This is a genomic window from Kocuria sp. CPCC 204721 (genome assembly GCF_040980945.1).
In the GTDB taxonomy this organism is placed as follows: domain Bacteria; phylum Actinomycetota; class Actinomycetes; order Actinomycetales; family Micrococcaceae; genus Kocuria; species Kocuria marina.
This window is the reverse complement of sequence record NZ_JAVKPO010000011.1, coordinates 22,142-48,577: the sequence shown is the minus strand read 5'-3', so window position 1 is coordinate 48,577 and position 26,436 is coordinate 22,142. Positions and strand designations below refer to the sequence as shown.

The 26,436-nt window shown below is 69.4% G+C and carries 22 protein-coding genes, 1 pseudogene and 1 riboswitch; of the genes and pseudogenes, 14 read left to right on the top strand and 9 right to left on the bottom strand.

The window, feature by feature from the left end; all coding sequences use genetic code 11:
- Positions 1-6 precede the first annotated feature (6 nt).
- The 9 genes from RF637_RS10360 to RF637_RS10320 all read left to right on the top strand — a co-directional run bounded on the left by RF637_RS10360 (position 7) and on the right by RF637_RS10320 (position 9,900).
- Positions 7-810 carry an ABC transporter ATP-binding protein gene (locus RF637_RS10360; RefSeq protein ID WP_368844784.1) on the top strand — a complete coding sequence of 268 codons (804 nt, stop codon included), beginning with the start codon at positions 7-9 and terminating at the stop codon, positions 808-810.
- A 4-nt stretch (positions 811-814) separates the two neighbouring features.
- Positions 815-1,864, top strand: coding sequence for an aliphatic sulfonate ABC transporter substrate-binding protein (locus RF637_RS10355; RefSeq protein ID WP_064846527.1), 1,050 nt, complete (start codon positions 815-817; stop codon positions 1,862-1,864).
- On the top strand, positions 1,861-2,850 hold the full coding sequence (locus RF637_RS10350) for an ABC transporter permease (RefSeq protein ID WP_368844783.1): 990 nt from the start codon (positions 1,861-1,863) through the stop codon (positions 2,848-2,850). The genes RF637_RS10355 and RF637_RS10350 overlap by 4 nt, the downstream gene beginning before the upstream one ends.
- A 132-nt stretch (positions 2,851-2,982) precedes the next feature.
- On the top strand, positions 2,983-5,115 hold the full coding sequence (locus tag RF637_RS10345; protein ID WP_368844782.1) for an AMP-binding protein: 2,133 nt from the start codon (positions 2,983-2,985) through the stop codon (positions 5,113-5,115).
- Positions 5,116-5,124: 9 nt separating this feature from the next.
- Positions 5,125-5,643 carry a DUF3995 domain-containing protein gene (locus RF637_RS10340; protein WP_064846526.1) on the top strand — a complete coding sequence of 173 codons (519 nt, stop codon included), beginning with the start codon at positions 5,125-5,127 and terminating at the stop codon, positions 5,641-5,643.
- A gap of 145 nt (positions 5,644-5,788) precedes the next feature.
- Complete coding sequence (locus tag RF637_RS10335; RefSeq protein WP_064846525.1) at positions 5,789-6,763, top strand: succinate dehydrogenase cytochrome b subunit; 975 nt, start codon at positions 5,789-5,791, stop codon at positions 6,761-6,763.
- A complete protein-coding gene (locus tag RF637_RS10330) occupies positions 6,763-7,458 on the top strand; it encodes a succinate dehydrogenase/fumarate reductase iron-sulfur subunit (RefSeq protein WP_368844781.1) in 696 nt (231 codons plus the stop codon). The genes RF637_RS10335 and RF637_RS10330 overlap by 1 nt, the downstream gene beginning before the upstream one ends.
- A gap of 370 nt (positions 7,459-7,828) precedes the next feature.
- Positions 7,829-7,926, top strand: a riboswitch (SAM riboswitch).
- 61 nt (positions 7,927-7,987) lie between these two features.
- Positions 7,988-9,412: an O-acetylhomoserine aminocarboxypropyltransferase/cysteine synthase family protein gene (locus RF637_RS10325; protein ID WP_167318005.1), complete on the top strand. Its 1,425-nt coding sequence runs from the start codon at positions 7,988-7,990 to the stop codon at positions 9,410-9,412.
- The gene (locus tag RF637_RS10320; RefSeq protein WP_167318004.1) at positions 9,409-9,900 is read left to right on the top strand and encodes a CoA-binding protein; all 492 of its coding nucleotides are present in this window, start codon (positions 9,409-9,411) and stop codon (positions 9,898-9,900) included. Before RF637_RS10325 ends, RF637_RS10320 begins: the two co-directional genes overlap by 4 nt.
- A 173-nt stretch (positions 9,901-10,073) precedes the next feature.
- Here RF637_RS10320 and RF637_RS10315 read toward each other — a convergent pair whose 3' ends face one another.
- A complete protein-coding gene (locus RF637_RS10315) occupies positions 10,074-10,259 on the bottom strand; it encodes a hypothetical protein (protein WP_368844780.1) in 186 nt (61 codons plus the stop codon).
- 200 nt (positions 10,260-10,459) lie between these two features.
- Here RF637_RS10315 and RF637_RS10310 point away from each other — a divergent pair, with 200 nt between their 5' ends.
- On the top strand, positions 10,460-11,734 hold the full coding sequence (locus tag RF637_RS10310; protein WP_368844779.1) for a hypothetical protein: 1,275 nt from the start codon (positions 10,460-10,462) through the stop codon (positions 11,732-11,734).
- 136 nt (positions 11,735-11,870) lie between these two features.
- Here RF637_RS10310 and RF637_RS10305 read toward each other — a convergent pair whose 3' ends face one another.
- The 3 genes from RF637_RS10305 to ilvD form a co-directional block, all read right to left on the bottom strand.
- Complete coding sequence (locus RF637_RS10305; RefSeq protein ID WP_368844778.1) at positions 11,871-13,361, bottom strand: alanine/glycine:cation symporter family protein; 1,491 nt, start codon at positions 13,359-13,361, stop codon at positions 11,871-11,873.
- A 130-nt stretch (positions 13,362-13,491) separates the two neighbouring features.
- Positions 13,492-15,156 carry an amino acid permease gene (locus RF637_RS10300; protein ID WP_368844777.1) on the bottom strand — a complete coding sequence of 555 codons (1,665 nt, stop codon included), beginning with the start codon at positions 15,154-15,156 and terminating at the stop codon, positions 13,492-13,494.
- 40 nt (positions 15,157-15,196) lie between these two features.
- Positions 15,197-17,035, bottom strand: coding sequence for a dihydroxy-acid dehydratase (gene ilvD, locus RF637_RS10295; RefSeq protein WP_167318001.1), 1,839 nt, complete (start codon positions 17,033-17,035; stop codon positions 15,197-15,199).
- Positions 17,036-17,300: 265 nt separating this feature from the next.
- On the opposite strand from ilvD, the gene RF637_RS10290 reads away from it, so the two are divergent.
- Positions 17,301-18,827 (top strand): gluconokinase, encoded by a 1,527-nt coding sequence (locus RF637_RS10290; protein WP_368844776.1) that lies wholly within the window; start codon positions 17,301-17,303, stop codon positions 18,825-18,827.
- A gap of 20 nt (positions 18,828-18,847) precedes the next feature.
- On the opposite strand, the gene bioD is transcribed toward RF637_RS10290, so the two are convergent.
- The 4 genes from bioD to bioB all read right to left on the bottom strand — a co-directional run bounded on the left by bioD (position 18,848) and on the right by bioB (position 23,673).
- Positions 18,848-19,564 (bottom strand): dethiobiotin synthase, encoded by a 717-nt coding sequence (gene bioD, locus RF637_RS10285; protein ID WP_368844775.1) that lies wholly within the window; start codon positions 19,562-19,564, stop codon positions 18,848-18,850.
- The gene (locus tag RF637_RS10280) at positions 19,561-20,835 is read right to left on the bottom strand and encodes an 8-amino-7-oxononanoate synthase (RefSeq protein WP_368844774.1); all 1,275 of its coding nucleotides are present in this window, start codon (positions 20,833-20,835) and stop codon (positions 19,561-19,563) included. Before RF637_RS10280 ends, bioD begins: the two co-directional genes overlap by 4 nt.
- Positions 20,832-22,199, bottom strand: a complete 1,368-nt coding sequence (bioA, locus tag RF637_RS10275) for an adenosylmethionine--8-amino-7-oxononanoate transaminase (protein ID WP_368844773.1) — start codon at positions 22,197-22,199, stop codon at positions 20,832-20,834. Before bioA ends, RF637_RS10280 begins: the two co-directional genes overlap by 4 nt.
- Before the next feature lie 76 nt (positions 22,200-22,275).
- Positions 22,276-23,673, bottom strand: coding sequence for a biotin synthase BioB (bioB, locus tag RF637_RS10270; protein ID WP_368835932.1), 1,398 nt, complete (start codon positions 23,671-23,673; stop codon positions 22,276-22,278).
- 117 nt (positions 23,674-23,790) lie between these two features.
- On the opposite strand from bioB, the gene RF637_RS10265 reads away from it, so the two are divergent.
- Both RF637_RS10265 and RF637_RS10260 read left to right on the top strand, forming a co-directional pair.
- On the top strand, positions 23,791-24,420 hold the full coding sequence (locus tag RF637_RS10265) for a TetR/AcrR family transcriptional regulator C-terminal domain-containing protein (RefSeq protein ID WP_144997076.1): 630 nt from the start codon (positions 23,791-23,793) through the stop codon (positions 24,418-24,420).
- Positions 24,417-24,911 (top strand): GNAT family N-acetyltransferase, encoded by a 495-nt coding sequence (locus tag RF637_RS10260; RefSeq protein WP_144997074.1) that lies wholly within the window; start codon positions 24,417-24,419, stop codon positions 24,909-24,911. The genes RF637_RS10265 and RF637_RS10260 overlap by 4 nt, the downstream gene beginning before the upstream one ends.
- Here RF637_RS10260 and RF637_RS10255 read toward each other — a convergent pair.
- Positions 24,908-25,672: a LysR substrate-binding domain-containing protein gene (locus RF637_RS10255; RefSeq protein WP_260850450.1), complete on the bottom strand. Its 765-nt coding sequence runs from the start codon at positions 25,670-25,672 to the stop codon at positions 24,908-24,910. The genes RF637_RS10260 and RF637_RS10255 overlap by 4 nt on opposite strands.
- Before the next feature lie 51 nt (positions 25,673-25,723).
- On the opposite strand from RF637_RS10255, the pseudogene RF637_RS10250 reads away from it, so the two are divergent.
- Positions 25,724-26,407 (top strand): annotated as a pseudogene (locus tag RF637_RS10250) (NAD(P)-dependent oxidoreductase); the annotation flags it as partial.
- Positions 26,408-26,436: the final 29 nt, after the last annotated feature.

The following is a 26,436-nucleotide window of genomic DNA, read 5'->3' as shown; positions in this document are numbered from 1 at the left end:
GATGAATTGAGCCATATCCTCACGCGCCCGGAATCTGCCGTCGACGCCGCTGCGGTCACCTTCGACCGGGTCGGCAAGTCCTTCCCCGCACACCACGGAGCGCATGTCCACGACGTCCTGAGGGACGTGACCTTCACGGTGCGTCCGGGCGAGATCGTCTCCGTCCTGGGCCCCTCGGGGTGCGGCAAGTCCACCCTGCTACGCGCCGTGGCCGGGCTCGGCACGGCGAGCGAGGGCGAAGTCCGGATTGACGACTCGGTGGTGCGCGAGATCGACCCGCGCTGCGCCGTCGGCTTCCAGGAACCGCGGTTGCTGCCGTGGCGCAGCGTGGCGCGCAACGTGGCACTGGGTCTGCCCCACGGGACTCCCGCCCGGGAAGGGAAGCGGCGGGTGGCGCAGCTGTTGGAGCTCGTCGGCCTGTCCCACCACGCGAATCACCGTCCCTCGGAGATCTCCGGGGGCATGGCACAGCGCGCATCCCTCGCCCGGGCCCTGGCACGGAACCCGCGGGTCCTGCTGTTGGACGAGCCCTTCGGGGCCCTGGACGCCCTGACCCGGATCAGGATGCAGGATCTGCTGCTGGACGTGCACCGCGCCGATCCCACGACCGTGCTCATGGTCACCCACGACGTCGAGGAAGCCCTGGTGCTCTCCGATCACGTGGTGGTGCTCGCGCGGGAAACGGCCACGGGCCCCGCGACCATCGCCGAGATCATCTCCCCCGAGCTGGCCCGCCCGCGCTCCCGCGAGGACAGTGAGATCACCGCGCTGCGCGCCCACCTGTTGGCCTTGCTCGGCGTGGAGCGCTGAGCGCATGGCGCAGTTGTCCCGACGCCGCGCCCTGCAGGCACTCGGCCTGTCCGCGCTAGCGCTGCCCCTGAGCGGATGCGTCATGGAGGGCGAAGGTCCGGGCCGCGGTGTGGCCGGCGGTTCCGCGCACGAGATCTACCTGGACTACGCGACCTACAACCCGCTGTCCCTGATCATCAAGGCCAAGGGCTGGCTCGAGAAGGTCGCCGAGGCCCACGGTCAGACCGTGACGTGGGTGTACTCGGCCGGTTCCAACAAGGCCAACGAGTCGCTACGCGCCGGGGTCGTGGACGTGGGCTCCACGGCAGGTTCCGCCGCACTGCTCGCGCGTGCCAACCGCTCGCCGATCAGGACGATCGACCTGTTCTCACAGCCCGAGTGGTCCGCGCTCGTGCGCACCCCGGACTCCCCCGTGCGCACCGTGGCGGATCTCGCGGGCACGTCCGTGGCCGCGACGAAGGGCACGGATCCGTACTTCTTCCTCCTACAGTCCCTCGGCGCGGCGGGCATGAGCGCCCAGGACGTCACCGTGGTGAACCTGCAGCACGCGGACGGGCGCACCGCGCTGGACACCGGTCAGGTGGCCGCATGGTCCGGACTGGACCCCGTGATGGCCGCCGCGGAGAAGGCGGGGGACGTGCTGTTCCACCGGCAGTTGGAGTTCAACACGTACGGGTTCCTCAACGCGCGGGAGGTGTTCCTGCAGCTGAACCCCACGGGTGCGCAGGACGTGGTGAACACGTACGCCTACGCGCGGCAGTGGGCGCTGCAGCACCCGGAGGAGGGGATCGCGATCCTCGCGGAAGGCGCGAGCATCGATCGCGACACCGCCCGGCGGGTCTGGCAGCGCACCCACCTGGACATCGACCCCGTTCCGGGCCCCGAACAGCTCGCGGTGCTCGAGCGGGTCGGGCCCATCCTGGTGGAATCCGGGGACGTCTCCTCGCAGCAGGACGTGGACGAGGCGCTCGCGAACATCGTGGAGCAGCACTACGCACAACACGCCGATGCGGCCGCCGTGGCCCAGGTGATCGAAGGGAAGCAGTCCTCATGAGCACTCACGACACCTCCTCCGCCGCACCGCGGTCCTCGGACGGCGCGTCCCGCGAAGCACCGGGCGGCACGTCCTCCGAAGCAGCTGGCGTCACTGCGGTGGCCACACTGTCCGACGACGACGGACGCCACGGGGCGGGCGCGGTGGCGCCCGGCGACGTCGCAGCCCCATCAGACACCCCTGCCGCGGCGGATTCCCGCACGCGTCCCAGCGCGCTGCGCAATCCTTGGGCCCTGGGGCTGATCGGGATCGTCCTGCCCGTGCTGCTGGTGCTCGTGTGGCACGCCCTCTCCACGAACGGGACCTTCTCCCCCGTGCAGTTGCCGCGCCCGTCTGCGGTGCTCGCCGCGGGATGGGAGCTGCTGCGCAGCGGTGACCTGTGGTTGCACGTGGGGATCTCCACGCAGCGCGTGATCGTGGGCTTCCTGATCGGCAGTGGGCTCGGGCTGTTGCTCGGCGCGTTGCTGGGGCTCTCCCCGTGGGCGCGGGCCATCGGCTCGCCCACGATCGGCGCGCTGCGCGCCGTGCCGTCCCTGGCGTGGGTGCCGCTGCTGTTGCTGTGGATCGGGATCGGGGAGAACTCCAAGGTGACCCTGGTGGCGATCGGCGCCTTCTTCCCGGTGTACACCACGGTGTCCGCCGCGCTGCGCCACGTGGACCGGCACCTGATCGAAGCCGCACGGTCCTTCGGGCTGCGCGGGGTCAAACTCTTCACCACCGTGCAGTTGCCCGCGGTGCTGCCCTCCGTGATCTCCGGGCTGCGTCTGGCCCTGGCCCAGGCGTGGTTGTTCCTGGTGGCCGCGGAACTGCTGGGTTCCTCCATGGGCCTGGGGTTCCTGCTCACCGATTCGCAGAACAACGGCCGCACGGACCGGTTGCTGCTCGCGATCCTGTTGCTGGCCGTGCTGGGCAAGCTCACGGACGCCCTGCTCGGCATCTTCGAGCGGTGGACGCAGCGGCGCTGGAGCGTGGCCGGAACCAGGTGACAACCCGCCCGGTTCCCGCCGGCGCCCGCCGTTCCACCGGGGCCCGGTCGTTCCACCGGGGGCCCGGTCGTTCCACCGGGGGCCCGGCCGTTGCAGACACCGACCGTTCGGATCGACATCACAGGAGGACTCGTGACCGGTACGCACTCGTACTCAGACCCCGCTCACCCCACACCGAACCCGGCGTTGATCTCTGACGACGCCCGGGTGCAGTTCTGGGTCGAGCAGGCCGGGCGGCTGGACTGGGCGCAGCCGTGGCACACGGCTCACCGGTTCGAGAAGCCGCAGCGCACGGGTGAGGACCACGACGGCAACCCCACTTACACCGTGCCCGAGATCGCGTGGTTCGAAGGCGGGAAACTCAACGTCTCGTACAACTGCGTGGACCGCCATGTGGCAGCCGGGCGTGGTCAGCACGTGGCCCTGTACTTCGAGGGTGAACCCGGGGACCGCCTGGTCTATACCTACGCGGACCTGCAGCGTGAGGTATCCAGGGCCGCCAACGCCCTGCTCCAACTGGGCGTGGAGAAGGGCGACCGCGTGGTCATCTACCTCCCGGTCATCCCGGAGACCGTGATCATCACGCTCGCGTGCGCGCGCATCGGGGCGATCCACTCGCTCGTGTTCGGCGGGTTCTCCGCAGAAGCCCTCAAGTTCCGGGTCGAGGACACCGGAGCCAAGGTCCTGGTGACCACGGACGGGCAGAACCGGCGCGGCGCCGTCGTCCCCGTGAAGACCAATGCGGACGAGGCCTGCAGCGGCGAGAACAGCATCGAGCACGTGATCGTGGTGCGCCGCACGTCCCGGCCCGGGCGCACCGATCTGCCGCGCGGCACCCGGGGCCTGCATTCCAAGGACGAGGAACTCGTGCCGTGGACCCCCGGGCGTGACGTGTGGTGGCACGAGCTCACCGCGGGCGTCTCGGACGTCCACGAGCCCGAGGCGTTCGACGCGGAGACGCCCCTGTTCATCATCTACACGTCCGGCACCACGGGGAGGCCCAAGGGCCTGGTCCACACGATGGGCGGATACATGGTGCAGACGGCATACACCCACGCCCTGCTGTTCGACCTGCTCCCGGACGTGCCCGACGCGTCCGGGGTGCTGCGCCCGGAGGAGCTGTCCGCCGTGAACGACCCCACCAAGGTGGACTCCACCGTGCACTGGTGCACCGCGGACCTCGCGTGGGTCACTGCACACACCTACGAGATCTACGGCCCGCTGGTCAACGGCGTGTCCCAGGTGATCTACGAGGGCACGCCCAACACCCCGGATTACGGCCGCCACTTCGAGATCATCGAGCGCTACGGCGTGACCAACTACTACACGGCACCCACCCTGATCCGCTCGCTCATGGGCGCGTTCCCCAAGGGGCTGCCCCCGGTCTACAACCTCTCCTCGATCCGGTTGCTCGGCTCCGTGGGCGAGTCCATCAACCCGGAGGCGTGGCGCTGGTTGCGCGCCCAGGTCGGCCGCGACGAGGTGCCCTTCGTGGACACGTGGTGGCAGTCCGAGACGGGCTCCTGCGTCGCATCCCCGCGCCCGCACGATCCGCAGTTCGCCCCTCCCGGCACGTTCGACGAGGCCGCAGCGCACACCCCCCTCAAGCCCGGTTGCGCTACGCGTGCGGTCCCCGGCGTATCTGTGCGGGTACTGGACGAGGCCGGTGAGGAAGTGGGCCCCAACCTGCAGGGCTATGCCGTGATCGACAAGATCGGCCCGTCCATGGCCCGCACGGTATGGGGCGATCCGCAGCGCTACCTGTCCTCCTACTGGGCGGCCTACGGCGAGCGCGGTTGGTTCCGGGCCGGCGACGGCGCACGCACCGATGACGAGGGCGACCTCTACATCCTGGGGCGGGTGGACGACGTGATCAACGTGAGCGGGCACCGGTTGTCGACGATCGAGATCGAATCCGCCCTGGTGACCCACCCCCACGTAGTGGAGGCCGGGGCCACCCCGATCCGCGACGCGGTAACGGGCCACGCCATTTTGGCGTGCGTGGTGCTCACGGCGGATGCGCAATCGCTGTCCACGGACGAGGTCCGCGAGGAGCTGCGCGCGCACGTGGCCCGGGAGATCGGCCCGATCGCCAAACCGCGCGAGGTCATCGTGGTTCCGGATCTGCCCAAGACCCGTTCGGGGAAGATCACGCGCCGCCTGCTGACCCAGCTCTACGAGGGCGAGCAGCTGGGCGACCGTTCCTCGCTGCAGAACGAGGAAGCGCTAAACGCGATCGCGGAGGTCTTGGCAGGGCGTGCTTAGCTTGACCACATGAGCTTGTTGCCCCGATCCCACGGCGGTCGCGGCTGGGTCTGGTTGGCGTGTGCGGCCGGAGTCGTGCATGCCGGATTCAGCCTCTACTGGGCTTTGGGCGGGCACTGGTTGCTGGACACCGTGGGGCAGTGGACGGTACGGCTGTCCTACGAGGCACCCCTGGCCGCCGGGCTGGGGCTGGGCATGGTTTCGCTTTTCAAGCTCATGGCGGCCGTCATCCCAGTGGCGGAAGCCTACGACAGGGTGCCCTGGCGACGGTTCTGGCGGGCCATAAGTTGGGTGGGTGCCGTGGTCCTGGTGGTCTACGGCGGGACCAACACGGTGATCAGCAATGCCGTGCTCATCGGGCTCATCCGCCCCGCCACCGGATACGAGCGACTAGCCATGATCGGTCACGCATGGTTGTGGGATCCACTGTTCCTGGTCTGGGGTGCCGCGCTGCTGATCCATCTGTGGCGGTCCCGGCCGGCGCGGACGCGCCCGCACGGCACACGTGAGTCACTTATCGGGAGGTGAACATCCGCACGAAGGAGACGACCGGGGAACCCACGCCGCCAACTGCGGATGACCACCCCCCAGGCTTCTTCCCGATCTGCGGGCATGACCGCGTGTGACCCCGCGAACTGTTATGCCCCGAAGGAACTTCTAGGATGGCTCAGTGATGAATTCCGCCGCGCAGCCCTCGACCGAGCGACCCGTCACCGGCACTACCCGCACGGCCACCGCCCCCGCGGACGCGTCCGTCACTGCCGGGATTGCTGCCGTGGCCGGCGATGCCTGGCAGCGCATGTTCGGGGACACCCACAGCTCCGACCTCAAGCTCGCCATGGCCGCCTCGGGCACCGTGTTGAGCGTGTTCACTGTGGGGCACATGGCCGGGAACATGCAGGTCTACCTAGGCCGGGACCACTACAACGAATACGCCGAGTTCATTCGCACGGTGGGCGCGCCGGTGCTGCCCCGCAACTCCGTGCTGTGGGTCGTGCGTATCGGGTTGATCGGAAGTGCTGCGACCCACGTGTTGGCCGGAACCGAGCTCACGCTGCGGGCCATGAGCGCCGAGGGCCGCACGGTCGCTGATGCGCTCCGACCCATCACGTGGCGGGTGGGCGCCGCCGCTCAGAAGATACGGAACGGTTTCCCCACCGCGCCTGCCCCGAGCGGGACGCAACGGTACCGGAAAGCGGCGTTCGACGGAGCCTTCCTGGCCAGCCACTTCGACCGCCACGCGCCACGTCAGCGTCCCCGAGGCCGACGCCGCTCCGTCCCCCGGATCATCGCTCGCTCGATGCGCTCCACGGGCGCGGTGCTCGGCCTGTTCACGGTGTACCACGTGCTGGACCTGACGGCGGGCGCCCGGCCTGCTGCTTCCGTAAGCCACACCCACGGTGACGCGTACGGCAACCTGGTGGCGAGCCTGTCCCGGCCGTCCGTGGCGGTGTTCTACACGGCCTCGATGGCCGCGCTCGCCGGACACATGATCCACGGCTTGCGGACCGCCGCGATGGACACCGGGGTGACCGGAACCGCGCGACGGGTACGACAGGTGGACACGATCGCTAAGGCCGTGGGCGGCGTCGTCGCCCTGGGGAACGTGAGCATTCCCGTGGCCGTACTGACCAAGGTGGTGCGCTGATGCTGTTGACCGTTCACGTGTGGCGCCAGGCGGGCGAGGACGAGCCCGGTGGCTTCGAGACCGCCCACCCCGTGCAGGCCCGCGAGGAGATGAGCGTGCTCGAATTGCTCGATGCCGTCAACGAGACGCTCGAGCGCCAGGGTGCAGAGCCGGTGAGCTTCGACGACGGCTGTCGCGAGGGCATCTGCGGCAAGTGCGGCGTGACCGTGGACGGCGTGGCCCACGGGCCGGAGAAGAACCGGGCCTCGTGCACGCAGTCGCTCAGAGCCTACCGGGACGGGGACGAGATCTGCATCGAGCCCCTGCGCGCGGGAGCATTCCCGGTCAAGAAGGACCTGTCCGTGGACAAGAAGGCCCTGCGGCGCGTGGCCAAGGAGGCCAAGTTCCCGGTCGCGATGAAGGCATTGAACACCGCTGGGTGCATCAGTTGCGGCGCGTGCGTGGCCGCGTGCCCCAACGGCTCGGGCCAGCTCTACGTGGGCACGCTGCTCAAGGAACTGCCGCCGCTCGCCAAGACGCCCGAGGAACGCGACGAGCGCTCGAGCAAGGTGCTCGACGCCGCCGAGCACGAGTTCGGCCCGTGCTCCCTGCTGGGCGATTGCACGGAGGTCTGCCCGGCGGGGCTGCCACTCGAGAACCTCACCGCGGTGGCGCGGGAGAACCTGCGCCGGAAGGACCCCGAGAAGTACGGCTGAGTTCCGCCCCGAAGCCAGCGAGCTCACCAGCAGTCGGCGACCCCACGGGCGGGAAGTTCACCGCTTTCACCGCGGGCCCCACCGACCGGGGGCCGAACCGCGGACGGGCGGGTCAGCCCTTGCGCCACCGGGGAAGGGGCAGCCGCAACGGCCCGGCGGGACGCGCGGTGGTGCGGGCCGCCGAGCGTGAGTCCTCGACCACCGTGGCATCCGAGATCCTGCGGGCCAGAGAACGCTGGAACCTGTTCTGTAGCGTGACCTTCGCGGCGGGGCACCCGTGGCGCGCGCCCTCTGAATCAATCGCACCCGCTTTCGGGTGGCTGCGATCCGCACGGTTTGGTCCGTCACCCACGCGCGCGACACAATAGACGCACCATCCCGAGCGGCCGAGAGACCTGGATCCATGACGCCGCAGCAACCCGCAGTGCTCGGCCAACTGCACGGTGCTACCGCCAGGACCGATGGAGTGCTGCGCGGCCCCGGGCAGCTGTCGGACGGGAGCCGTACCCGGCCGACGAGGAGGACATCCATGGCCGAGCACCAGTTCGGTTTCCGCACCCGCGCCCTGCACGCCGGCGGCACCCCGGACGCCGAGCACGGCGCCCGCTCCGTGCCCATCTACCAGACCAGCTCGTTCGTCTTCAAGGACGCCGACGACGCCGCCAACCTGTTCGCGCTGCAGAAGTACGGCAACATTTACTCGCGCATCGGCAACCCCACCGTGGCGGCCCTGGAAGAGCGCATCGCCTCCCTCGAGGGCGGGATCGGGGCGGTCGCCACGTCCTCCGGGATGGCCGCCGAGTTCATCACGTTCGCCGCGCTGTGTGGCCAGGGTGACCACGTGGTGGCCTCGTCCCAGCTCTACGGCGGAACGGTCACCCAGCTGGACGTGACCCTGCGTCGCTTCGGTGTGGAAACCACCTTCGTCCCCGGGACCGACCCGGCGGACTACAAGGCTGCGATCACCGAGCACACCAAGGCCGTGTACACCGAACTCGTGGCCAACCCGTCCGGCGAGATCGCCGATCTGGAGGGGCTCGCCGCGGTGGCCCGCGAGGCGGGTGTCCCGCTGATCGTGGACGCGACCCTCAACACCCCGTACCTGTGCCGCCCGTTCGAGCACGGCGCGGACATCGTGATCCACTCGATCACCAAGTTCCTGGGCGGGCACGGTAACACTCTGGGCGGCGTGGTGGTCGAATCCGGCCGCTTCGACTGGGGCAACGGGAAGTTCCCGGCCATGACCGAACCGGTTCCCTCGTACAACAACGTGACGTGGTGGGGGAACTTCGGTGAGTACGGATTCCTGACCAAGCTCCGTTCCGAGCAGCTGCGCGACATCGGGGCGTCCCTGACCCCGCAGGCCGCGTGGAACCTGCTGCAGGGTGTGGAGACCCTCCCCCAGCGCATGGACGCCCACGTGGCCAACGCGCAGGAGGTCGTGCAGTGGCTCGCCACGGATCCACGCATCTCCTACGTCAATTACGCGGGACTCGAGGACCACCCCCACCACGAACGCGCGCAGAAGTACCTGCCCCACGGCATCGGATCCGTCTTCGCCTTCGGTGTGGCTGGCACGGACGAGTTGAGCGGCCGTGAGGTGGGCGCCCGATTCATCGGGAGCCTGCAACTGGCCTCACACCTGGCCAACATCGGGGACGCCCGCACCCTCGTGCTGCACCCCGCGTCCACGACCCACCAGCAGTTGAGCTCCGAACAGCTCGCCGCGGGCGGGGTCAAAGAGGACCTGATCCGGATCTCCGTGGGTCTCGAGGACACCGCGGACATCCTGTGGGACCTGGACCAGGCACTGAGCGCAGCCAGCGGCAGGGACCGGGAGGGCGGCGTCGTCGCCCCCTCCGCCGCGCTCACGGGCGCGGCGCGCACCACCCTGGACCAGGGCAACAGTGCGGCGGCCTGCGCGCTGCCCGGAGACGAAGGAGAACAGGCATGAGCACGCAACGCACCTGGGTGGGCCCCAGCGCCCCCGAACGGCTCGGCATCCTCCGAGGCACGCGCTCGATCGCGATCGTGGGGATGTCCAACAAGCCGTCCCGTGCGAGCTACTTCGTGGCCACGTACCTGCAGTCGTCGAGCCCGTACCGCGTGTACTTCGTGAACCCCGTGCTGGACGAGGTGCTGGGCCAGAAGGCCTACCCGTCGCTCGCGGAGCTGCCCGAGGTCCCGGACCTCGTGGACGTGTTCCGCAAGGACGCGGACCTGCCCGGCGTGGCTCGGGAGGCCGTGGCCGTGGGCGCCAAGACCCTGTGGCTGCAGCTGGGCTCGTGGAACGAGGAAGCGGCGGCCATCGCGGAGGACGCCGGGCTGGACGTGGTGATGGACCAGTGCGTGAAGATCGAGCACGCGCGCTTCCACGGCGGTCTCCACCTGGCCGGGTTCAACACCGGAGTGATCTCCTCGAAGCGCCAGGTCCTGGCCTGAGACCGGGGCGCGACGGCGCCGGCGCGCGGCTGCCGACGCCGCTGACCGGCCACCCCCGCTGACGCCCGCCCCGGTAATCGTATTTCTCGTGGAGTAAAAGCAGATTTGGGCGCGAAACCCTGCTTTTACCCAGTTAAATCGCGAGGGTTACCGGCGCTGCGAGTGCGGGTCGCTCAGGGTGGAGTGCACCACGGGTGACCCCATTCGTCCACCTCGAAGCGCGAGTAGTCACCCATGGGTGCGTCGAACGATCCCGCCTCCCCGGAGCACACCAGGACCTCCTGCTGCGGGGCGTCGTCGCGGACGGCGTCCCAACCGGCCACCCAGCTCTCGAGATCTGCCTGCCACTGCTGCGTCACAGGGTGCGCCCTTCGTCGAATGCTCCACCTCCGCGTATTCCACCGACCCTTGAACCGGGAGGTGTCGGCATCATCACGTCACGGGCAGGCCACTGCCACGTGGCGCGGAGGAGCCCACTCCCTATGCTTGACCGGTAGAGAAGGCCCGGAATGTGATCCGAGCCACATAAGAACCGTCCGACCCCCGAGGAGTTGCTCCCGTGTCCGCCAAGAAAACCCTGCAAGTCACCCTGGCCTTCGTGGGCCTGCTGGTGGGTGCCGGTTTCGCCACCGGTCAAGAAGTCATCCAGTACTTCATCTCGTTCGGTGTCTGGGGGCTGGCCGGCGCGGTGGTCTCGGGGATCCTGATGATCGCCGCGGGTGCCGTGATCATCCACATCGGCAGCTACTTCCTGGCGGACGAGCACCGCCGGGTCTTCCGGTCCGTGTCCTCTCCCGTGGTGTCCCGGTTCCTGGACATCGCGGTGAGTCTGACCCTGCTGGCCATGGGCATCGTGATGCTCGCCGGCGCGGGTTCCACACTGGAACAACAGTTCGGGCTGCCCGCGTGGATCGGTTCGGCCATCATGGTGGTGCTCGTGATGGTCACGGGGCTGCTCAACGTCAACAAGGTCACCAACATCATCTCGGCGGTCACCCCGGCGATCTTCGTGGCCGTGATCGTGGCGTTCGGTTACACCCTGACCAAGCTCCCCGTGGATCTCGGATCGCTGCACGAGCTCGCGGTGCAGGCGGGCTCCCCCGTGAGCCCGTGGTGGCTGTCCGCGATCAACTACACGTGCATGGCCCTGATGCTGGGCGTGTCCATGTCCCTGGTGATCGGCGGCAACGCCCTCAACCCGCGCGATGCCGGCTGGGGCGGGCTGCTGGGCGGCGTGGTCTACACCGTTCTTCTGGCCATGAACGCCTTCGCCCTACTCGTGAACTTCGATGCCGTGGGCGGCTCCGAGGTGCCCATGCTCCAGCTCTTCCAGACCATGCACCCCTGGGCCGCACTCGGGATGGTTGTGGTGACGTTCGTGATGATCTACAACACGACCATCAGCATGTTCTACGCCCTGGGTCGCCGGGTCACCGTGAACCACCGCCACCGCTACGTCCCGATTTTCCTGGGCCTGTGCGCGGTGGGTTACGTGGTGAGCCTCGTGGGCTTCGGCACCCTGATGAGCGTGGTCTACCCGATCATCGGGTACGTGGGCATGGTCCTGGTGGTCGTCATGCTGTGGTGGTGGTTCCGTCACCGCGAGGACATCAGCGTCGAGGCCGGGCGCCGCAACCGAATCCGCGCCCTGCTGACCAAGCGTCGCGCGCAGGACAAGGAGTTCTCCGAGTTCAACGAGCACCAGCTCCGGGACGCGGCCCACGATTCCCCCGCGGACGACGACGCCCTCACCGGCGCGATCGGCACCCAGGTCCAGCAGGATCTCGCGGACGGCTCGGGCGATTCCCCGAGCCCCTCGCCCGAGCGCGGCTGAGCGCAGCCGTCGAGCGGTCCCCGCGAGCGGCGTCGTCCGCGCGCGCCGCGCACAGACGACGGCCTGCGCGCGGGAACGACAGCGGCGTCGTCGACCCTGCAAAGAGCCGGGGACGACGACGCCGCGTACGGGTCGATCAGCGGCGCGCCCCGTTCTTCTGGTTGGCGCGCTGTTCCCAGAACACGGGGAGCGTGACGGTGTCCGTGCCGTCCCAGGCGGAGAGACCGGTGATCCCGGGGACGTCCCCGGCCTTGAACACGGGCTCCACCCCGGCCTTGCGCTGTTCCATGTAGTTGGCCAGCACCTTGGCGGCGACACCCGCGAGCATGCACAGCGCGATGAGGTTCAGCGTGGCCATGAGGGCCATGAACAGGTCCGCGAGGGACCACACGAGGTCCAGCGCGAGCATGGCACCCAGGAACACGCACACGAGCACGGCGAAGCGGTAGATGTTCATGGCCGCACGGGACGTGGTCATGAAGCGGATGTTGGACTCGCCGTAGTAGTAGTTGCCGATCACCGAGGACCACGCGAACAGGAAGATCGCCACGGTCAGGAAGTGCACGGCCCAGTCACCCAGCTGCATGCCCAGGGCGCTCTGCGTGAGGGAAGCACCCTGGCGCTCGTCGCCGAACGTGGGGTTGGAGAGCAGCACGATGAACGCGGTGATCGAGCACACGAGCATGGTGTCGAAGAACACCCCCAGGGACTGCACGAAACCCTGCTTGGCCGGGTGGGAGATGGAGGCGGTCGCACCGGCGTTGGGCGCGGAACCCATGCCGGCCTCGTTGGAGAACAGACCGCGCTTCATACCCTGGATGATCACACCGAGCACGCTGCCCGTGACGAACTCTCGGATGCCGAACGCGCCCTCCACGATCATGAGCAGCATGCCGGGGACCGCGGTGATGTTCAGGACCATCACGAGCAGCCCCAGGACCAGGTACAGCACGGCCATGACGGGGACCAGGATCTGCGTCACGGAGGAGATGGAGCGGATGCCGCCGAAGATCACGGCCGCGGTGATGACCACGAGCGCGAGACCCAGGACCACGCGCATCCACATGCCCTGGCCGTTGGTGATGTCCACGTCGAAGGACCCGCTCACGGCGTCCACGATGGAATTGGACTGCACGGAGTTGAACACGAAACCGTAGGTCACGGTGATGATGACCGCGAACAGCAGACCCATCCAGCGCTTGTTGAGCCCGCGCTCCATGTAGTACGCGGGACCGCCCACGTAGCCGTCGCCGGTCTTGACCTTGTACAGCTGCCCCAGCAGGGACTCCACGAACGCGCTGGCCGCGCCGATCGCGGCGATGACCCACATCCAGAACACCGCACCGGGCCCACCCAGGCTGATGGCGATGGCCACACCGGCGATGTTGCCCGTGCCCACGCGAGCGGCCGCGGAGACCGTGAACGCACGGAACGAGGAGATGCCCTTCCGGCCGTTCTCGGCGTCACCGGGCGGATCGGTGAGCACCCTGAACATCTCGGGGATCCCGCGCAGCTGAATGGCCTTGGTACGGATGGTCAGGTACAACCCCACACCGATCAGGACCGCGAAGACGACGTACCAGATGTAACCGCCCAGCGTTCCCACGAGTTCTGTCAACGCATCCATGTGATTCCCCGGAATTCTGCCTCAAGACGGTTCCGGCCACTGCGCGATGGACAGCGGGGAACCGGGTGACTGATGTGTGCTGTTGCACTGATCTAGGTCACAGTAGCGGAAACAGGGCCCCGTGCGGGTGTCAGCGGGACGTGTCCGGGCCCTGGTGCCCCAGACCCTGGTCTCCCGGGGGCGGCGTCGGGGCACCGGCGGTGGAACCCGGCCCCGGGGCCCGATGCAGGGACGCCGTGGACGTGGTGGACCCGGAACCCGTGGAGTTCTCCCGGCCCACCGGGCGGAACGCGCCCACCGCGGGCCGCTCCGCGAGCACCGGGAACGCCCCCGTGAAGCCCTCGCGTTCGGCGGCGATCTCGCGCACCCTGCCCCGCACCATGAACCACCCGATCACCAGGATCGGGATCAGCACCAGGGAGGACGCCAGGGTGAAGGTGCCCACGGGGTAGTCCACGGCCATCAGCACAAGGACCCCCGCGAGGAAGAACATGGTCAGCCAGTTGGTGAACGGCGCCAGCGGCGCCCGGTAGGTCGGGCGGTTGTAGAAGCCCTTCCGCGCCAGGGAGACGTATCGCTGGTGGGACAGCGAGATCGCGGCCCAGCCCGCCATGGTGCCCAGTGCCGCGAGGTTCAGCACGATCTCGAACGCCTGCTCCGGGACCACGAAGTTCAGCCCCACGCCGAGCACGGCCACCCCGGCGGTCAACAGGATGCCGCCGTAGGGCACGCCGGACGCAGACAGCTTGCCCGTGAACCTCGGGGCGGAACCGGCCTGCGCCATGGAATGGACGATGCGCCCCGTTGAATAGAGGCCTGCGTTGAGCGAGGACAGCGCCGCGGTGATCACCACGAGCTGCATGATGGGCCCCGCCGCGTCCACGCCAATGGACGAGAAGAACGTGACGAACGGGCTCTCGGTGGCGCTGTAGGCGGTGTAGGGCAACAGCAGGCACAACAGCAGGACGGAGCCCACGTAGAACACCGCGATCCGCAGGATCACCGTGTTGATGGCCCGGGGGATGACCTTCTCCGCGTTGCGGGTCTCCCCGGACGTGGTGCCCACGAGCTCGATACCGGCGTACGCGAACACCACACCCTGCACCACGATGAGCGCCGGCAGCACGCCGGACGGGAAGAGGCCCCCGTTGTCCCGGATCAGGGAGAACCCCACCTCGGAACCGGTGGGCGTGCCGAACAGCACGAAGAACGTGCCGATGACCAGGAAGACCACCAGGGCCAGGACCTTGATCAGGGAGAACCAGAACTCCAGTTCGCCGAACACCTTGACCGAGACCAGGTTCAGCGACACCACTAGGACCACCACGATCAACGCGAGGATCCACTGCGGGATCCCCGCCACGAACGCGCTGTATTGACCGAACCACTTGATGTAGATCGCGATGGCCGTGGCGTCCGCGACCGCTGTCATGGCCCAGTTCAGCCAGTACAACCACCCGGAGACGTACGCGGCCTTCTCGCCGTAGAACTCACGGGCGTAGGAGACGAACGAACCGGAGGACGGCCGGTGCACCACGAGTTCGCCCAGTGAGCGCAGGATCAGGTAGCCGAAGAAACCGCACACCGCGTACAGCAGGAACAGGGACGGACCGGCCTGCTCCAACCGGCCACCGGCGCCCAGGAACAGCCCGGTCCCGATCGCGCTGCCGATCGCGATCATCTGCAACTGACGAGCGCCCAGCCCCTTGTGGAACCCCGCCGTCTCGTCCTCGAAGCGCCGCCGCAGGACGTGTTTCTCCTGGACCTCGGTCAACCGCGGGCCGTTCTGGGACATATCCGTTCCCTTCGTCCTGACCGCCCGGGTCGGACCGTCCTCAGTCCTCTACGACGCGCACTGCGCCCTTGTCCGCGGAGGTCACCATGGAAGCGTACGCCCGCAGCGCCTTGGACACGCGACGTTCACGCGGCTTGGTGGGCTTCCAGGGGGCGTCACCCTTCTCCTGGCGACGGCGCGCGAGCTCGGCGTCGTCCACGTTGACCCGCAGCACGCGGTTCTCCACGTCGATCTCGATCTCGTCACCGTGCTCGATGAGACCCACGGCACCGCCGGCCGCTGCCTCCGGGGAGATGTGGCCGATCGAGATCCCGGAGGTTCCCCCGGAGAAGCGGCCGTCCGTGATGAGCGCGCACTTCTTCCCGAGCCCCAGGCCCTTGAGGTAGCTCGTGGGGTACAGCATCTCCTGCATGCCCGGTCCGCCCTTGGGTCCCTCGTAGGCGATGACGACGATGTCCCCCTCCTTCACGTTCTTGGAGAGGATCTCGTGCACGGCCTCGTCCTGGGACTCCACCACGAAGGCCCGGCCGGTGAAGTGGAACAGGTCGGGGTCGATCCCGGCGGTCTTGATCACCGCGCCGTCCTCGGCGATGTTGCCGAACAGCACGCAGAGCCCACCCTCCTTGGTGTAGGCGTGCTCCACGGAGCGGATGCAGCCCTCGGCGGCGTCCACGTCGTGGTCCTCGTACTCGTTGGCCTGCGAGAACGCCTGGGTGGTGCGCACGCCGCCCGGTGCCGCCAGGAAGAACTCCTTGGCGGCGTCGGATGCCTTGCCCGAGCGGATGTCCCACTCGTCCAGCCACTCGCCCATGGTCTGCGAGTGCACGGTGTGGACGTCCTCGTTCAGCAGCCCGCCGCGCCGCAGTTCACCCAGGATCGCGGGGATGCCGCCCGCCCGGTGGACGTGCTCGATGTGATACTTGGTGGAGTTCGGCGCCACCTTGGCCAGGCACGGGACCTTCCGGGACAGCGCGTCGATGTCCGAGAGATTGAAGTCCACCTCGGCTTCCTGCGCGGCGGCCAGGATGTGCAGGACTGTGTTGGTGGAGCCACCCATGGCGACGTCCAGGGCCATGGCGTTGCGGAACGCCGCCTTGGTCGCGATGTTGCGAGGCAGCACGGAGTCGTCGTCGTGCTCGTAGTAGCGCTTGGCGGATTCCACGATCCGCCGCCCGGCCTCCAGGAACAACCGCTTGCGGTTCACGTGCGTGGCCAGCGTGGTGCCGTTGCCGGGCAGGGACAGACCCAGCGCCTCGGTCAGGCAGTTCATGGAGTTGGCGGTGAACATCCCGGAGCACGAACCGCACGTGGGGCACGCGTTCTCCTCGATCTGGGCCAGCTGCGCGTCCGTGACGGACTCGTCCACGGCCAGGGCCATGGCGTCCACGAGGTCCACGCGGTGCTCCACCACGCCCTCCACGCCCTCGCCGGATTCCATGGGGCCGCCGGAGACGAAGACCACGGGGATGTTCAGGCGCAGCGCGGCCATGAGCATGCCGGGGGTGATCTTGTCACAGTTGGAGATGCACACCAGGGCGTCCGCGCAGTGCGCGTTGACCATGTACTCCACGGAGTCGGCGATGATGTCCCGGGAGGGCAGGGAATACAGCATGCCGTCGTGGCCCATGGCGATGCCGTCGTCCACGGCGATGGTGTTGAACTCCTTGGCCACGCCTCCGGCCTCGCGCACCGCGGAGGCCACGAGCTCCCCCATGTTCTTCAGGTGCACGTGACCGGGGACGAATTGCGTGAAGGAGTTCGCGATCGCGATGATCGGCTTGCCGAAGTCCTCGCTGCCCATGCCGGTGGCGCGCCAGAGGGCGCGGGCACCCGCCATGTTCCGACCGGTGGTGGACGTTGCTGAACGTAGCTGCGGCACTGTGACCCCTTCCCGAAGGCTGGACCGGGACGTGGACGGCGCGAAATGCGCCGTTCTCCCGGCAAAAAGTGTTCCCTCCAGGATACGCGTGACCCCGACACAGTTTTCACATAGCAGACAGCCGTCTCACCATTCGGAACGAGAGGACGACGACGCCGCCGTCCGTCCCGCGCGCCCCGGACCCCGGCGCCGTCGTCCGCCGAGCGCACACCGGGCCCGTCCCTAGACTGGGAGGACGGCACAACCGCGAGGGAGCAAGACGCAGATGGGCAAGCACAAGAACACACCGTGCACGGACGACGGCGTGGACTTCGCCGTGGAACTGGACCGGGCGCAGGACCCCCTGGTGATGACCCTGGACATCGGCTCCACCGCCACCCGCGGCTCCGTGCACGACGCCACCGGGACCCCCGTGCGCGGGTACCGCCACAAGATCCCCCACGCGTTCACCACCGCGGCGGACGGCACCTCCGTGATCGACCCGGACCAGGTCGCTGACGAGATCAGCGAGATCCTGGATGTGGTGTGCGACCGGAAGGAGCTCGCGGGGCGGGTGCGCGGCGTCGGCCTGGATTCCTTCGCCTCCTCCCTGGTGGGTGTGGACGCGAACGGTGACCCCGTGACCGAGTGCTTCACCTACGCCGACTCACGGTGCGCGCCGCAGCTGAAACAACTGCGCGAGGAACTCGACGAACGCCAGGTCCAGCAGACCGTGGGCGCGCGACTGCACACGAGCTACCTGGCCCCGCGTTTCCGGTGGCTCGCGGAAACGCGCCCCGAGGACTTCGAGGCCGCCGCGCGCTGGTTGAGCATCGGCGAGTACGTGTGGCTGCGCCTGCTCGGTACCACTGCCGCCGGTACCGCGACCGCCGCGTGGACGGGGCTGCTCAACCGCCGTTCGGGCAACTGGGACCGGCGGATGCTCAAGGCCGCCGGCATCACCGCGGACGTGCTCTCCCCGATCCTGGATCCCCACCAGCCGCTCCCGGACGTGGATCCCGAGCGCACCGCGCGTTGGCAGGGGCTCGCGGACGCGCAGTGGTTCGCGCCCGTGGCGGACGGGCTGTGCGCCAACCTGGGGGTGGGCGGTTCGGACGAGCACACGATCGTCGCGTCCGCTGCGACCTCCGGCGCCATGCGGGTCTTGCTGCACCACCGCCCCCAGGACATCCCGCCGGGACTGTGGTGCTACCGCATCGACTCCTCCCGGTGCCTGCTGGGCGGCGCCCTCAACGACGTGGGCCGCGCCGTGAGCTGGCTCCTCGACACCCTCGCACTCGACGATGCCGTGCTCGACGAGATCGCCGCCGCGGACCCCTCCCCGGACACCCCCGGGGTGCTCCCCTTCCTGACCGGCGAACGCTCCACCGGGTGGGCGGGCAGCGCACGGGCGGTGTTCGCGGATGTGTCAGCATCCACGGATGCCTCCGCGATGGCCCGCGGGATGCTAGAGGGGATCGCCGGTTCCTACCGGAGGGTCTCGGACGAGCTGGAACGGGCCGCCATGGACGTGGAGCGGATCGTGGCGGCTGGCCGGGTCACACAGGAGCTGCCGTCCTGGTTACAGATCCTGGGCGACTACCTGGGCACACCCGTGATCCACCAGACCATCAAGCGGTCCACGTGCCGCGGCAACGCCCTGCTCATGCTCGAGTCACTCGCCCCGGATGTGGAGCGCTCCTCCCCGGAACCCGCGGGGACGTACACGCCTCGCGATTCCGCGCAGGAGTACTACCGGGGTGTCCACGACCGTTTCAAGCGGCTGTACGGGGCGGTGGTGGAGGGCTCGTGAGCCCCGTCCATGTGCCGTCTTCAGCTCACGCCGACGTTCCACCCCGCGGGGACCGCGCCCAGTAGGGGGATGTGGCGGCCGCGCACATCCGGCAGGTCCTCCAGGTAGTCCCGATTGGATTCCTGCACCGGATCGGGGTGGGCTGGCCAGGATCCCAGCACGACCCCCGACGCCCGCACGCCCCGGTGGTGCAGGGCCTCCAGAGTCAGCAGGGTGTGGTTCAGGGTTCCCAGGTCCGGGCGGGTCACCACGACCGTCCCCACCTCTTCCCCCGCCCTTCTCTGCAGCTCCCGCCCCAGATCCGCGATCGTGTGCCGCTGCCCGTCCAGCTCCACGAGCACACCCCCGCTGCCCTCCACGAGTACGAGGTCGTGGGATTCGTGTAATTCCAGGGCCCGGTTCACGTGCGCAGTGATCGGCAGGAGATCCACCCCGTCGATCGCCGCCGCGGGAGGCGGGGCCATGGGCTCGGTGAGCCGCTGTCCCTCCGCCACGGTGAGCGACGCGGTCGGCACGCCGGCTGTATGAGCCAGCCGAGCGACGTCGTCAACGTCCCCCGGATCGTCGCCGCGCACGCCGGTCTGTTGGGGTTTGTAGACCGCGATCCGTTGGACTCCGGAGGACCACGCGGCCACCGCGAGCGCCGCGGTCGTGTAGGTCTTGCCCACGTCCGTGTCCGTCCCCGTGACGATGGTGATGCGGGGTAGGGGCGTGTGGGCGAGTGGGTTGCGAGTCATGCGGTGACCTCCTGGACGGATGGCGTACCTCCATCGGCACCGGAACCCGGGGCCGGAACGAGTCGCGACGGCGCGATCCGGCCGAGGCCGGCGCCCATTCCTGGCGTGGGCGGCTCCAGAGCGCGCAGAACCTCCCGCACCCGATCCACCGCCCCCGACAATTCTTGTAATTCCACGTTCGCGCGCGCCGTGAGACGCAGCCTGCTGATGCCGTCCGGCACCGACGGCGGGCGGAAGCATCCCACCGCCACCCCACGCTCACGCAGGGTCCGGGCGGCGTCCACGGCGAGTTCCACCGATCCCACGGGCACCGACTGCACCGCAGCGCGCGCGAGAGGCACGTCCAGCGCGCGGGCCACGAAGGCCGCGCGCTCGTGCAACCGGTCCGCAAGCTCGGGCCGCCCGAGGACGATCCGGGCGGACTCCGCGGCGGCCGCGGCACTCGCCGGTGCGAGGGCGGTGTCGTACACGAACGGGCGCGCACGGTTGAGCAGGTGGTCGCGCAGCAGCTCGGACCCGAGCACCGCCCCGCCCTGCGCGCCGAGCGCCTTGGACAGCGTCACGGTCAGGACCACGTGCGGCGCGCCCGCGAGACCGAGTTCGTGCACGAGCCCGCGACCACGGCCGGCGACCCCGATCCCATGGGCCTCGTCCACGAGTAACAACGCATCGTGCGCGCAACACACCCGCGCCAGCGCCTCGAGCGGTGCGTGATCCCCCCACACCGAGTACAAGGATTCGACGACGACGATCGCCCGCGACTGCGACCGCTCCGCCAGCAGCTGCTCCACGTGGGCCACGTCCGAGTGCCGCGCGATCCGCACGGGCGAGCGGGACAACCGGGCACCGTCCACGAGGGAGGCGTGCACGTGGGCGTCCGAGACGATGAGGGTGTCCACATCTCCCAACGCCGTGAGCACACCCGTGTTCGCCGCGTACCCGCTCGAGAAGACCAGGGCCGCGGGCTGACCCGTGAGCTCGCACAGGGCGCGCTCAAGCTCCTCGTGCACGGGCAATGTGCCCGTGACGAGCCGCGACGCCCGTGAACCGGCCCCGTACCCGTCCAGTGCGCGGTGCGCCGCGGCCACGACGCGGGGGTCCCGCGACAGACCCAGGTAGTCGTTGGACGCGAGGTCCACACACGGCCCTCGCATGGGCCGCAGTTCACGCCGCAGTCCCAGTTCGTCGCGTTCCCGCGCCCGGTCGTGAAGCCAATCGTCAAGGGGTCCCGCGGCGGTTCCGGCCGCGGCCGCTTCCGTGTGCGCGTTCATGCTCCGGCCTCCCTTGTCACGTCCCGGGCCGCGTGCACCACGGCGTGGGCGATGCGGCGGGCGTCGTCGTCCGAACAGATGTAGGGCGGCATCGCGTAGAGCAACCGACCGAAGGGCCGCACCCACACACCGTGCTCGAGGGCTGCGCGCGTCAACCGTGCACTGTCCGGGGCCCGATGGAATTCCACGACACCCACCCCGCCGATCACCCGCACGTCCTCTACCGCGTCGAGTTCGGCGGCCGCGGGGAGGATCTCCCGGAAGGCGGCTTCCAGTCGGGTGATGTCCCGGCGCCACGTGTCCCGGAGCATCCGCACGGACTGCAGGGCCACCGCGCACGCGAGCGGGTTGGCCATGAACGTGGGCCCGTGCATGAGCGCACGCTGCGGTGACGCCGTGATGACCGTTCCCACGAATCCGGACACCAGCACAGCGGCGAGGGTCATGTATCCGCCGGTCAGGGCCTTGCCCACGCACATCACGTCCGGGACCACCCCGGCCCACTCGCACGCGAACCACCGCCCGGTGCGTCCGAACCCCGTGGCGATCTCGTCCGCGATGAGCACGAGGTCCAGCTCGTCCGCGACCTCCCGCAGGGCTCGCAGACAGCGCGGGTCGTACGTGCGCATCCCGCCGGCTCCCTGCAGAACGGGCTCCACGATGACGCCCGCGAGCTCGTCCCGGTGCGCCCGGGCCGTGGCGCGCACGTCCGCGATCCACCGCGCGACGTCCTCGTCCGACCCCACCCACTCGTGATCCTCCCCCGACGACGACGCCGCGGGCGGCGGTGCCATGAAGAGCTGTTCCGCCACGAGACCCGAGAACTCCGCGTGCATCCCGCCCTCGGGATCGCACACGCTCATGGCGCCGGTGGTGTCCCCGTGGTAGCCGCCGCGCACCGTGAGGATGCGCCGGCGCTGCGGCCGGCCGCGCGCCGCCTGGTACTGCACCGCGAGCTTCAGCGCGACCTCCACGCTCACGGAGCCCGAGTCTGCGAAGAACACGTGCTGCAGCTCGGGCGGGGTGACCTCCACCAGCAGCTCCGCGAGTTCTACGGCCGGGCGGTGCGTGAGCCCCCCGAACATCACGTGGGAGAACTCGGTGATCTGGTCCACGGCGGCGCGGTCCAGTTCCGGGTTGCGGTAGCCGTGCACGGCGCACCACCACGAGGCCATGCCATCGATTGCCCGGATCCGGTCCCCCTCAGGAGTCTCCAGGGTCAGGGTCACGCCCTCCGCGGCCAGCACCGCGTGGGGTGCGGGTCCGTCCAGCGGTGCGTAGGGGTGCCAGAGCAGCCCGCGGTCACGAGCGGCGAGGCGGGTGGGCTCCACGGCGTCGTCACCCTGTTCTGCCGTCTCTGCCACGGCACCCGCGGCGGGGCAAGAAGCCTCCCCGCTGCCCTCGGCGGGCGCGGTGCCGTGTGTGATCTGCGGTGCCGGTTCAGGCATTCGGCGCCACCGAGGTCCCCGCACCACGACGCCGCACGGTCGGGCTCAGCTCGATCCTCACCCGGGTGTCGTTCTCGTCGCGTTCGGGCCCGTCGCCCGAGCTCAACAGGGCGGCGAGCGCCGCGGAGACCGGGGCAGCTGACCGAGCAGGGACCGGGCCCTGGGCGGTCGAGGGCAGCGCGGCGTCGTCACCCTGATCGGAAAAGACGGGGTCGAAGGGGGCCGGACCGCCGCCCGAGGTGGCATCGGGACCGGCAGCTCCACCGGTTCCGCACGTGGACCCGCAGGGCGTGCTCGCCGGGCCTGCCGAGCCCGTCTGACCTGCCTGGCCCGCCGCAGCCTGCTCGGGAGCCGTACCGCTCGAGGCGTGGGCGGGCGCCGCGGCGTCGTGCTCACGGGAAAGGTCTGGCCCCGCACCAAGGACGGTGAAGCCGGCGTCCGCGATCATGTCCAGGTCCGCCTGGGCCGCCTGCCCTTCGGAGGTGAGGTAGTCGCCCAGGAACAGGGAGTTGACCACGTGCAGGGCGAGCGGCTGCAGCGAACGCAAGTGCATCTCGCGGCCACCGGCCATGCGGATCTCCTTGTCCGGGCACACGAAGCGCACCACGGAAAGGATCTTCAGGCACTTCTGCGGGCTCAGCTGCCACGTGCCTGCCAGGGGCGTGCCGTCGAAGGGCATGAGGAAGTTCACCGGCACGGAGTCCGAGCCCAGGTCCCGCAGCGCGAAGAGCGCCTCAACGAGCTGCTCGTCCGTCTCCCGCATGCCCACGATCAGCCCGGAGCACGGGGAGAGCCCGGCGTCCTTCGCGCGCTCCACGGTGTCCACGCGGTCCTGGTAGGTGTGGGTGGAGCAGATGGACTCGTAGTTGGACTCGGCGGTGTTGAGGTTGTGGTTGTAGGCGTCCACGCCCGCGCCGCTCAGCGTCTCCGCCTGGCCGTCCTTGAGCAGGCCCAGGCATGCGCAGACCTCCACATCCGGGTGCTGCTCCTTCAGCGCCTCGACCGTGCGGGTCACGTTGCCCACCTCACGGTTGGACGGGCCGCGACCGCTCGCCACGAGGCACACGCGGCTCGCACCACCGCGGATGCCGTACTCGGCCTGCTCCACCGCCTTTTCGGGGCTCAGCCACGAGTACTTGAGGATGTCTGTCCCGGCGTTCAGGCGCTGGGAGCAGTAGCCGCAGTCCTCGGCGCACAACCCGGACTTCAGGTTGACCAGGTAGTTCACCTTCACGGTCATCCCGAAGTGTTCGCGGCGCAGCCGTGCGGCGGCGGCCACGAGGTCCAGCATGCCGGGGTCGTCGGTGTGCAGCAGCTCGAGGGCTTCGTCCGGGGTCACGGGGTCGCCGGCGAGGACGCGCTCGGCCAGCTCGGCAGGGTTCTTGAACATTGTTCAATTATTGAACGCCGTTCAAGAAAGTCAATTCTCCGACGCCCGCCCCGCGCCGCACCGGCCGATCGGTAGAGTCACACGCAGCACCCGACCGAGCACCCCGAGAGGAGCACCGTGGCCCTGAAACGCGATGACGTGGTGGATGCCGCGTGGCACATCCTGCAGAGCTACGGCCTGGGTGATCTCTCCATGCGCCGCCTCGCCAAGGAGCTCGAGGTCCAGCCCGGCGCCCTCTACTGGCACGTGGCCAACAAGCAGGAGTTGCTGGCGGTGCTCGCCCAGCGCATGGTCGCACCGCTCGCCGCCGACCGCGCGGTGCACGACGACGCCGCTCCCCGCGCCGTCCGCTCGGCCGGTCACGACGGGGCGGGTCCGGGGCACTCCGATAACGGCCGCACCGAGCCCGGCCACCTCGACCCCGCTCGGGTGGCCGCGGAGTTCCGTCGGCTGATCCTCGCGGTGCGCGACGGCGCGGAGGTCGTCGGCGTGGCCCACGCCCTCGATCCGCTCGACCTGCCGCCGGTTCCGCTACTCGTCGCGGCCCTGTCCGCCACGGGTCTCACGCAGCGGACCGCCGAGAACACGGCCCTGACCCTGGTCCGGTTCACACTGGGCTCCGTCACCGCTCAGCAGACCCGCGAGGCCATGGGGCTGCCCACCACTGACAGCGCTCCGCGGTTCGAGGCCGGACTGGCCCTGATCCTCGGTCGTGAGGCAGCGCCCCTCGAGAGGTCCGACCCATGACACGGCCCGCCTTCACCATCCGTCTCCCCGAGCCCGACGACGCTCCCGCCCTCGCCGCCGTCCACGTGCGTTCCTGGCGTGAGACGTACGCGGGCATGCTCCCGGAGCGCTTCTACGACGAGACGGCGCAGCGGCGTCGTCGCACCATGTGGGACGGACTCCTGCGCGATGAAGCCGGCCGGAGGGCGGTGCGCGTCGCGGAGGTGGCCGGACGGATCGTGGGCTTCGCCGCGGTCGGTGCACCGGAGGAGGCGCAACCGGCGCGGGAGACCGCGCTGCGCATGGTGTACGTTCTGCGCGAGCACCACGGCGGCGGAGCGGGACAGGCGCTGCTGGACACCGCACTGGGGGCCGAGCCCGCGCAGCTGTGGGTCGCCGCGGCCAATGCGCGCGCCATCCGGTTCTACGAGCGCAATGGCTTCCGCGCGGATGGGACCGAGACGGTGGACCCGCGACTGTCGGACCTGCGCGAGCTCAGGATGGTGCGCTAGCGAGCGAGTGCGTTGGCGCGCGGACCCCGGCGCTCGCCGCGGGGCCGCGCACGACCGGTGCCGGCTGAAGCGGCCAATTGGTCCTTCATGTCCTCGACCGCCGCCCGGAGCGCGTCCATCACGGCCTTCACCGCGGGGCGCTTCAACAGGTCCGGGCGCGAGACCGCCCAGTAGGACGCACGGAACGCGAACTCCTCGGGGAAGAGCCGCACGAGGTCCCCGGCGCGATCGGCCAGGTAGCACGGCAGCAGGCCGATACCCGCCCCGGACCGGGTCAACTCCACGTGCACCATGGAGGACGTGGCCCCGATCGACTGGTGCATCCGCGGCAGATGCCGCACGGGATCGATCAGCTCCGGGACGTCCTGCATGGACTCGATGAAGTAGAGCAGAGGGTGCTCCTGCAGTTGGGCGGGGGACTCGATGGCCGGGTGGCGTTCCACGTACGCCGCGGGCGCGTAGAGCCCCAGGAAGTAGTCCGCCAAGTGGAACGACTCGTTCCGGGAGACCTCTGGGCGCCCCACGACCACCGCGACGTCGATCCCCACGAGGTTGGCGCTCGGGCGGCGCGCCGCGTTGATCATCTCGAGCCGCACACCGGGGTGGGTCTCGGACAGCCTGCACATGGCCTCACCCACGGCGATCCCGCCCAGGCCGTCCGGGGCCAAGACCCGCACGAGCCCCTTCACTCCGCCTCCCGCACCGCCCGATTCCAGGGCGAGGGAATCCAGGGCCCTCTCGATGCCCTCGGCGGCACTCACGAACTATCGACCCAGATCCGTGGGCTCCCACGCCCCGTCCGATCGGACCAGGGCGTCCTGGCGCTCGCCCCGAAGGACGCCCTCCTCATTGACAGTTCCACGATCGACGTGGAAACCGCCCTGGAGCTGCACAAGGCCGCGGCGGAGAAGGGTTTCGCGTTCGTGGACGCCCCGGTCTCGGGCGGGATCAGCGGTGCTGCGGCGGGAACACTCACGTTCATGATCGGGGGCGACAAGGACACCGTGGCCCGGGCCGAGCAGGTCATCACTCCCATGGCGGGTCGGATCGTGCACACCGGCGGGCCGGGCATGGGGCAATCGGCCAAGATCGTGAACAACATGATGCTCTTCGTCAATCTCGAAGCGTGTGCGGAGGGTTCCGTCCTAGCCGAACGACTGGGTTTGGACCCGCGGGTGTTCTGGGACATCGCGTCGGTGTCCTCCGGCGATTCCTGGGCCCTGCGGACGTGGTACCCCGTCCCGGACATCGTCCCCTCGGCCGCCGCCAACAACAATTTCGAGTCCACGTTCTCCGCGGTCCTGGCCGCCAAGGACGTGGGGCTCGCGCTGTCCGCCGGTGAGCAGACGGGCGTGGACCTCCCCGCGGCCGAACTCGCGGCCCAGCGCTTCCAGCGCCTGATCGACGAGGGGTACGGGGATCTGGACTGCAGCCTGATCGTGAAGTACGCGGCCCCGGACGGCAAGGTCCAGGGCTGGAACCCGGACGAGGTCTGACACCCCGGCCACCTCAGCGAGGTGACGTC

Coding starts and splice junctions, on each gene's coding strand:
- RF637_RS10325 (WP_167318005.1), top strand. CDS start 7,988: ATGGCCGAGCACCAGTTCGGTTTCCGCACCCGCGCCCTGCACGCCGGC.
- RF637_RS10335 (WP_064846525.1), top strand. CDS start 5,789: ATGAATTCCGCCGCGCAGCCCTCGACCGAGCGACCCGTCACCGGCACT.
- RF637_RS10330 (WP_368844781.1), top strand. CDS start 6,763: ATGCTGTTGACCGTTCACGTGTGGCGCCAGGCGGGCGAGGACGAGCCC.
- RF637_RS10355 (WP_064846527.1), top strand. CDS start 815: ATGGCGCAGTTGTCCCGACGCCGCGCCCTGCAGGCACTCGGCCTGTCC.
- RF637_RS10280 (WP_368844774.1), bottom strand. CDS start 20,835: ATGAACGCGCACACGGAAGCGGCCGCGGCCGGAACCGCCGCGGGACCC.
- RF637_RS10340 (WP_064846526.1), top strand. CDS start 5,125: ATGAGCTTGTTGCCCCGATCCCACGGCGGTCGCGGCTGGGTCTGGTTG.
- bioD (WP_368844775.1), bottom strand. CDS start 19,564: ATGACTCGCAACCCACTCGCCCACACGCCCCTACCCCGCATCACCATC.
- RF637_RS10350 (WP_368844783.1), top strand. CDS start 1,861: ATGAGCACTCACGACACCTCCTCCGCCGCACCGCGGTCCTCGGACGGC.
- RF637_RS10320 (WP_167318004.1), top strand. CDS start 9,409: ATGAGCACGCAACGCACCTGGGTGGGCCCCAGCGCCCCCGAACGGCTC.
- bioB (WP_368835932.1), bottom strand. CDS start 23,673: ATGTTCAAGAACCCTGCCGAGCTGGCCGAGCGCGTCCTCGCCGGCGAC.
- RF637_RS10305 (WP_368844778.1), bottom strand. CDS start 13,361: ATGGATGCGTTGACAGAACTCGTGGGAACGCTGGGCGGTTACATCTGG.
- RF637_RS10260 (WP_144997074.1), top strand. CDS start 24,417: ATGACACGGCCCGCCTTCACCATCCGTCTCCCCGAGCCCGACGACGCT.
- RF637_RS10290 (WP_368844776.1), top strand. CDS start 17,301: ATGGGCAAGCACAAGAACACACCGTGCACGGACGACGGCGTGGACTTC.
- RF637_RS10300 (WP_368844777.1), bottom strand. CDS start 15,156: ATGTCCCAGAACGGCCCGCGGTTGACCGAGGTCCAGGAGAAACACGTC.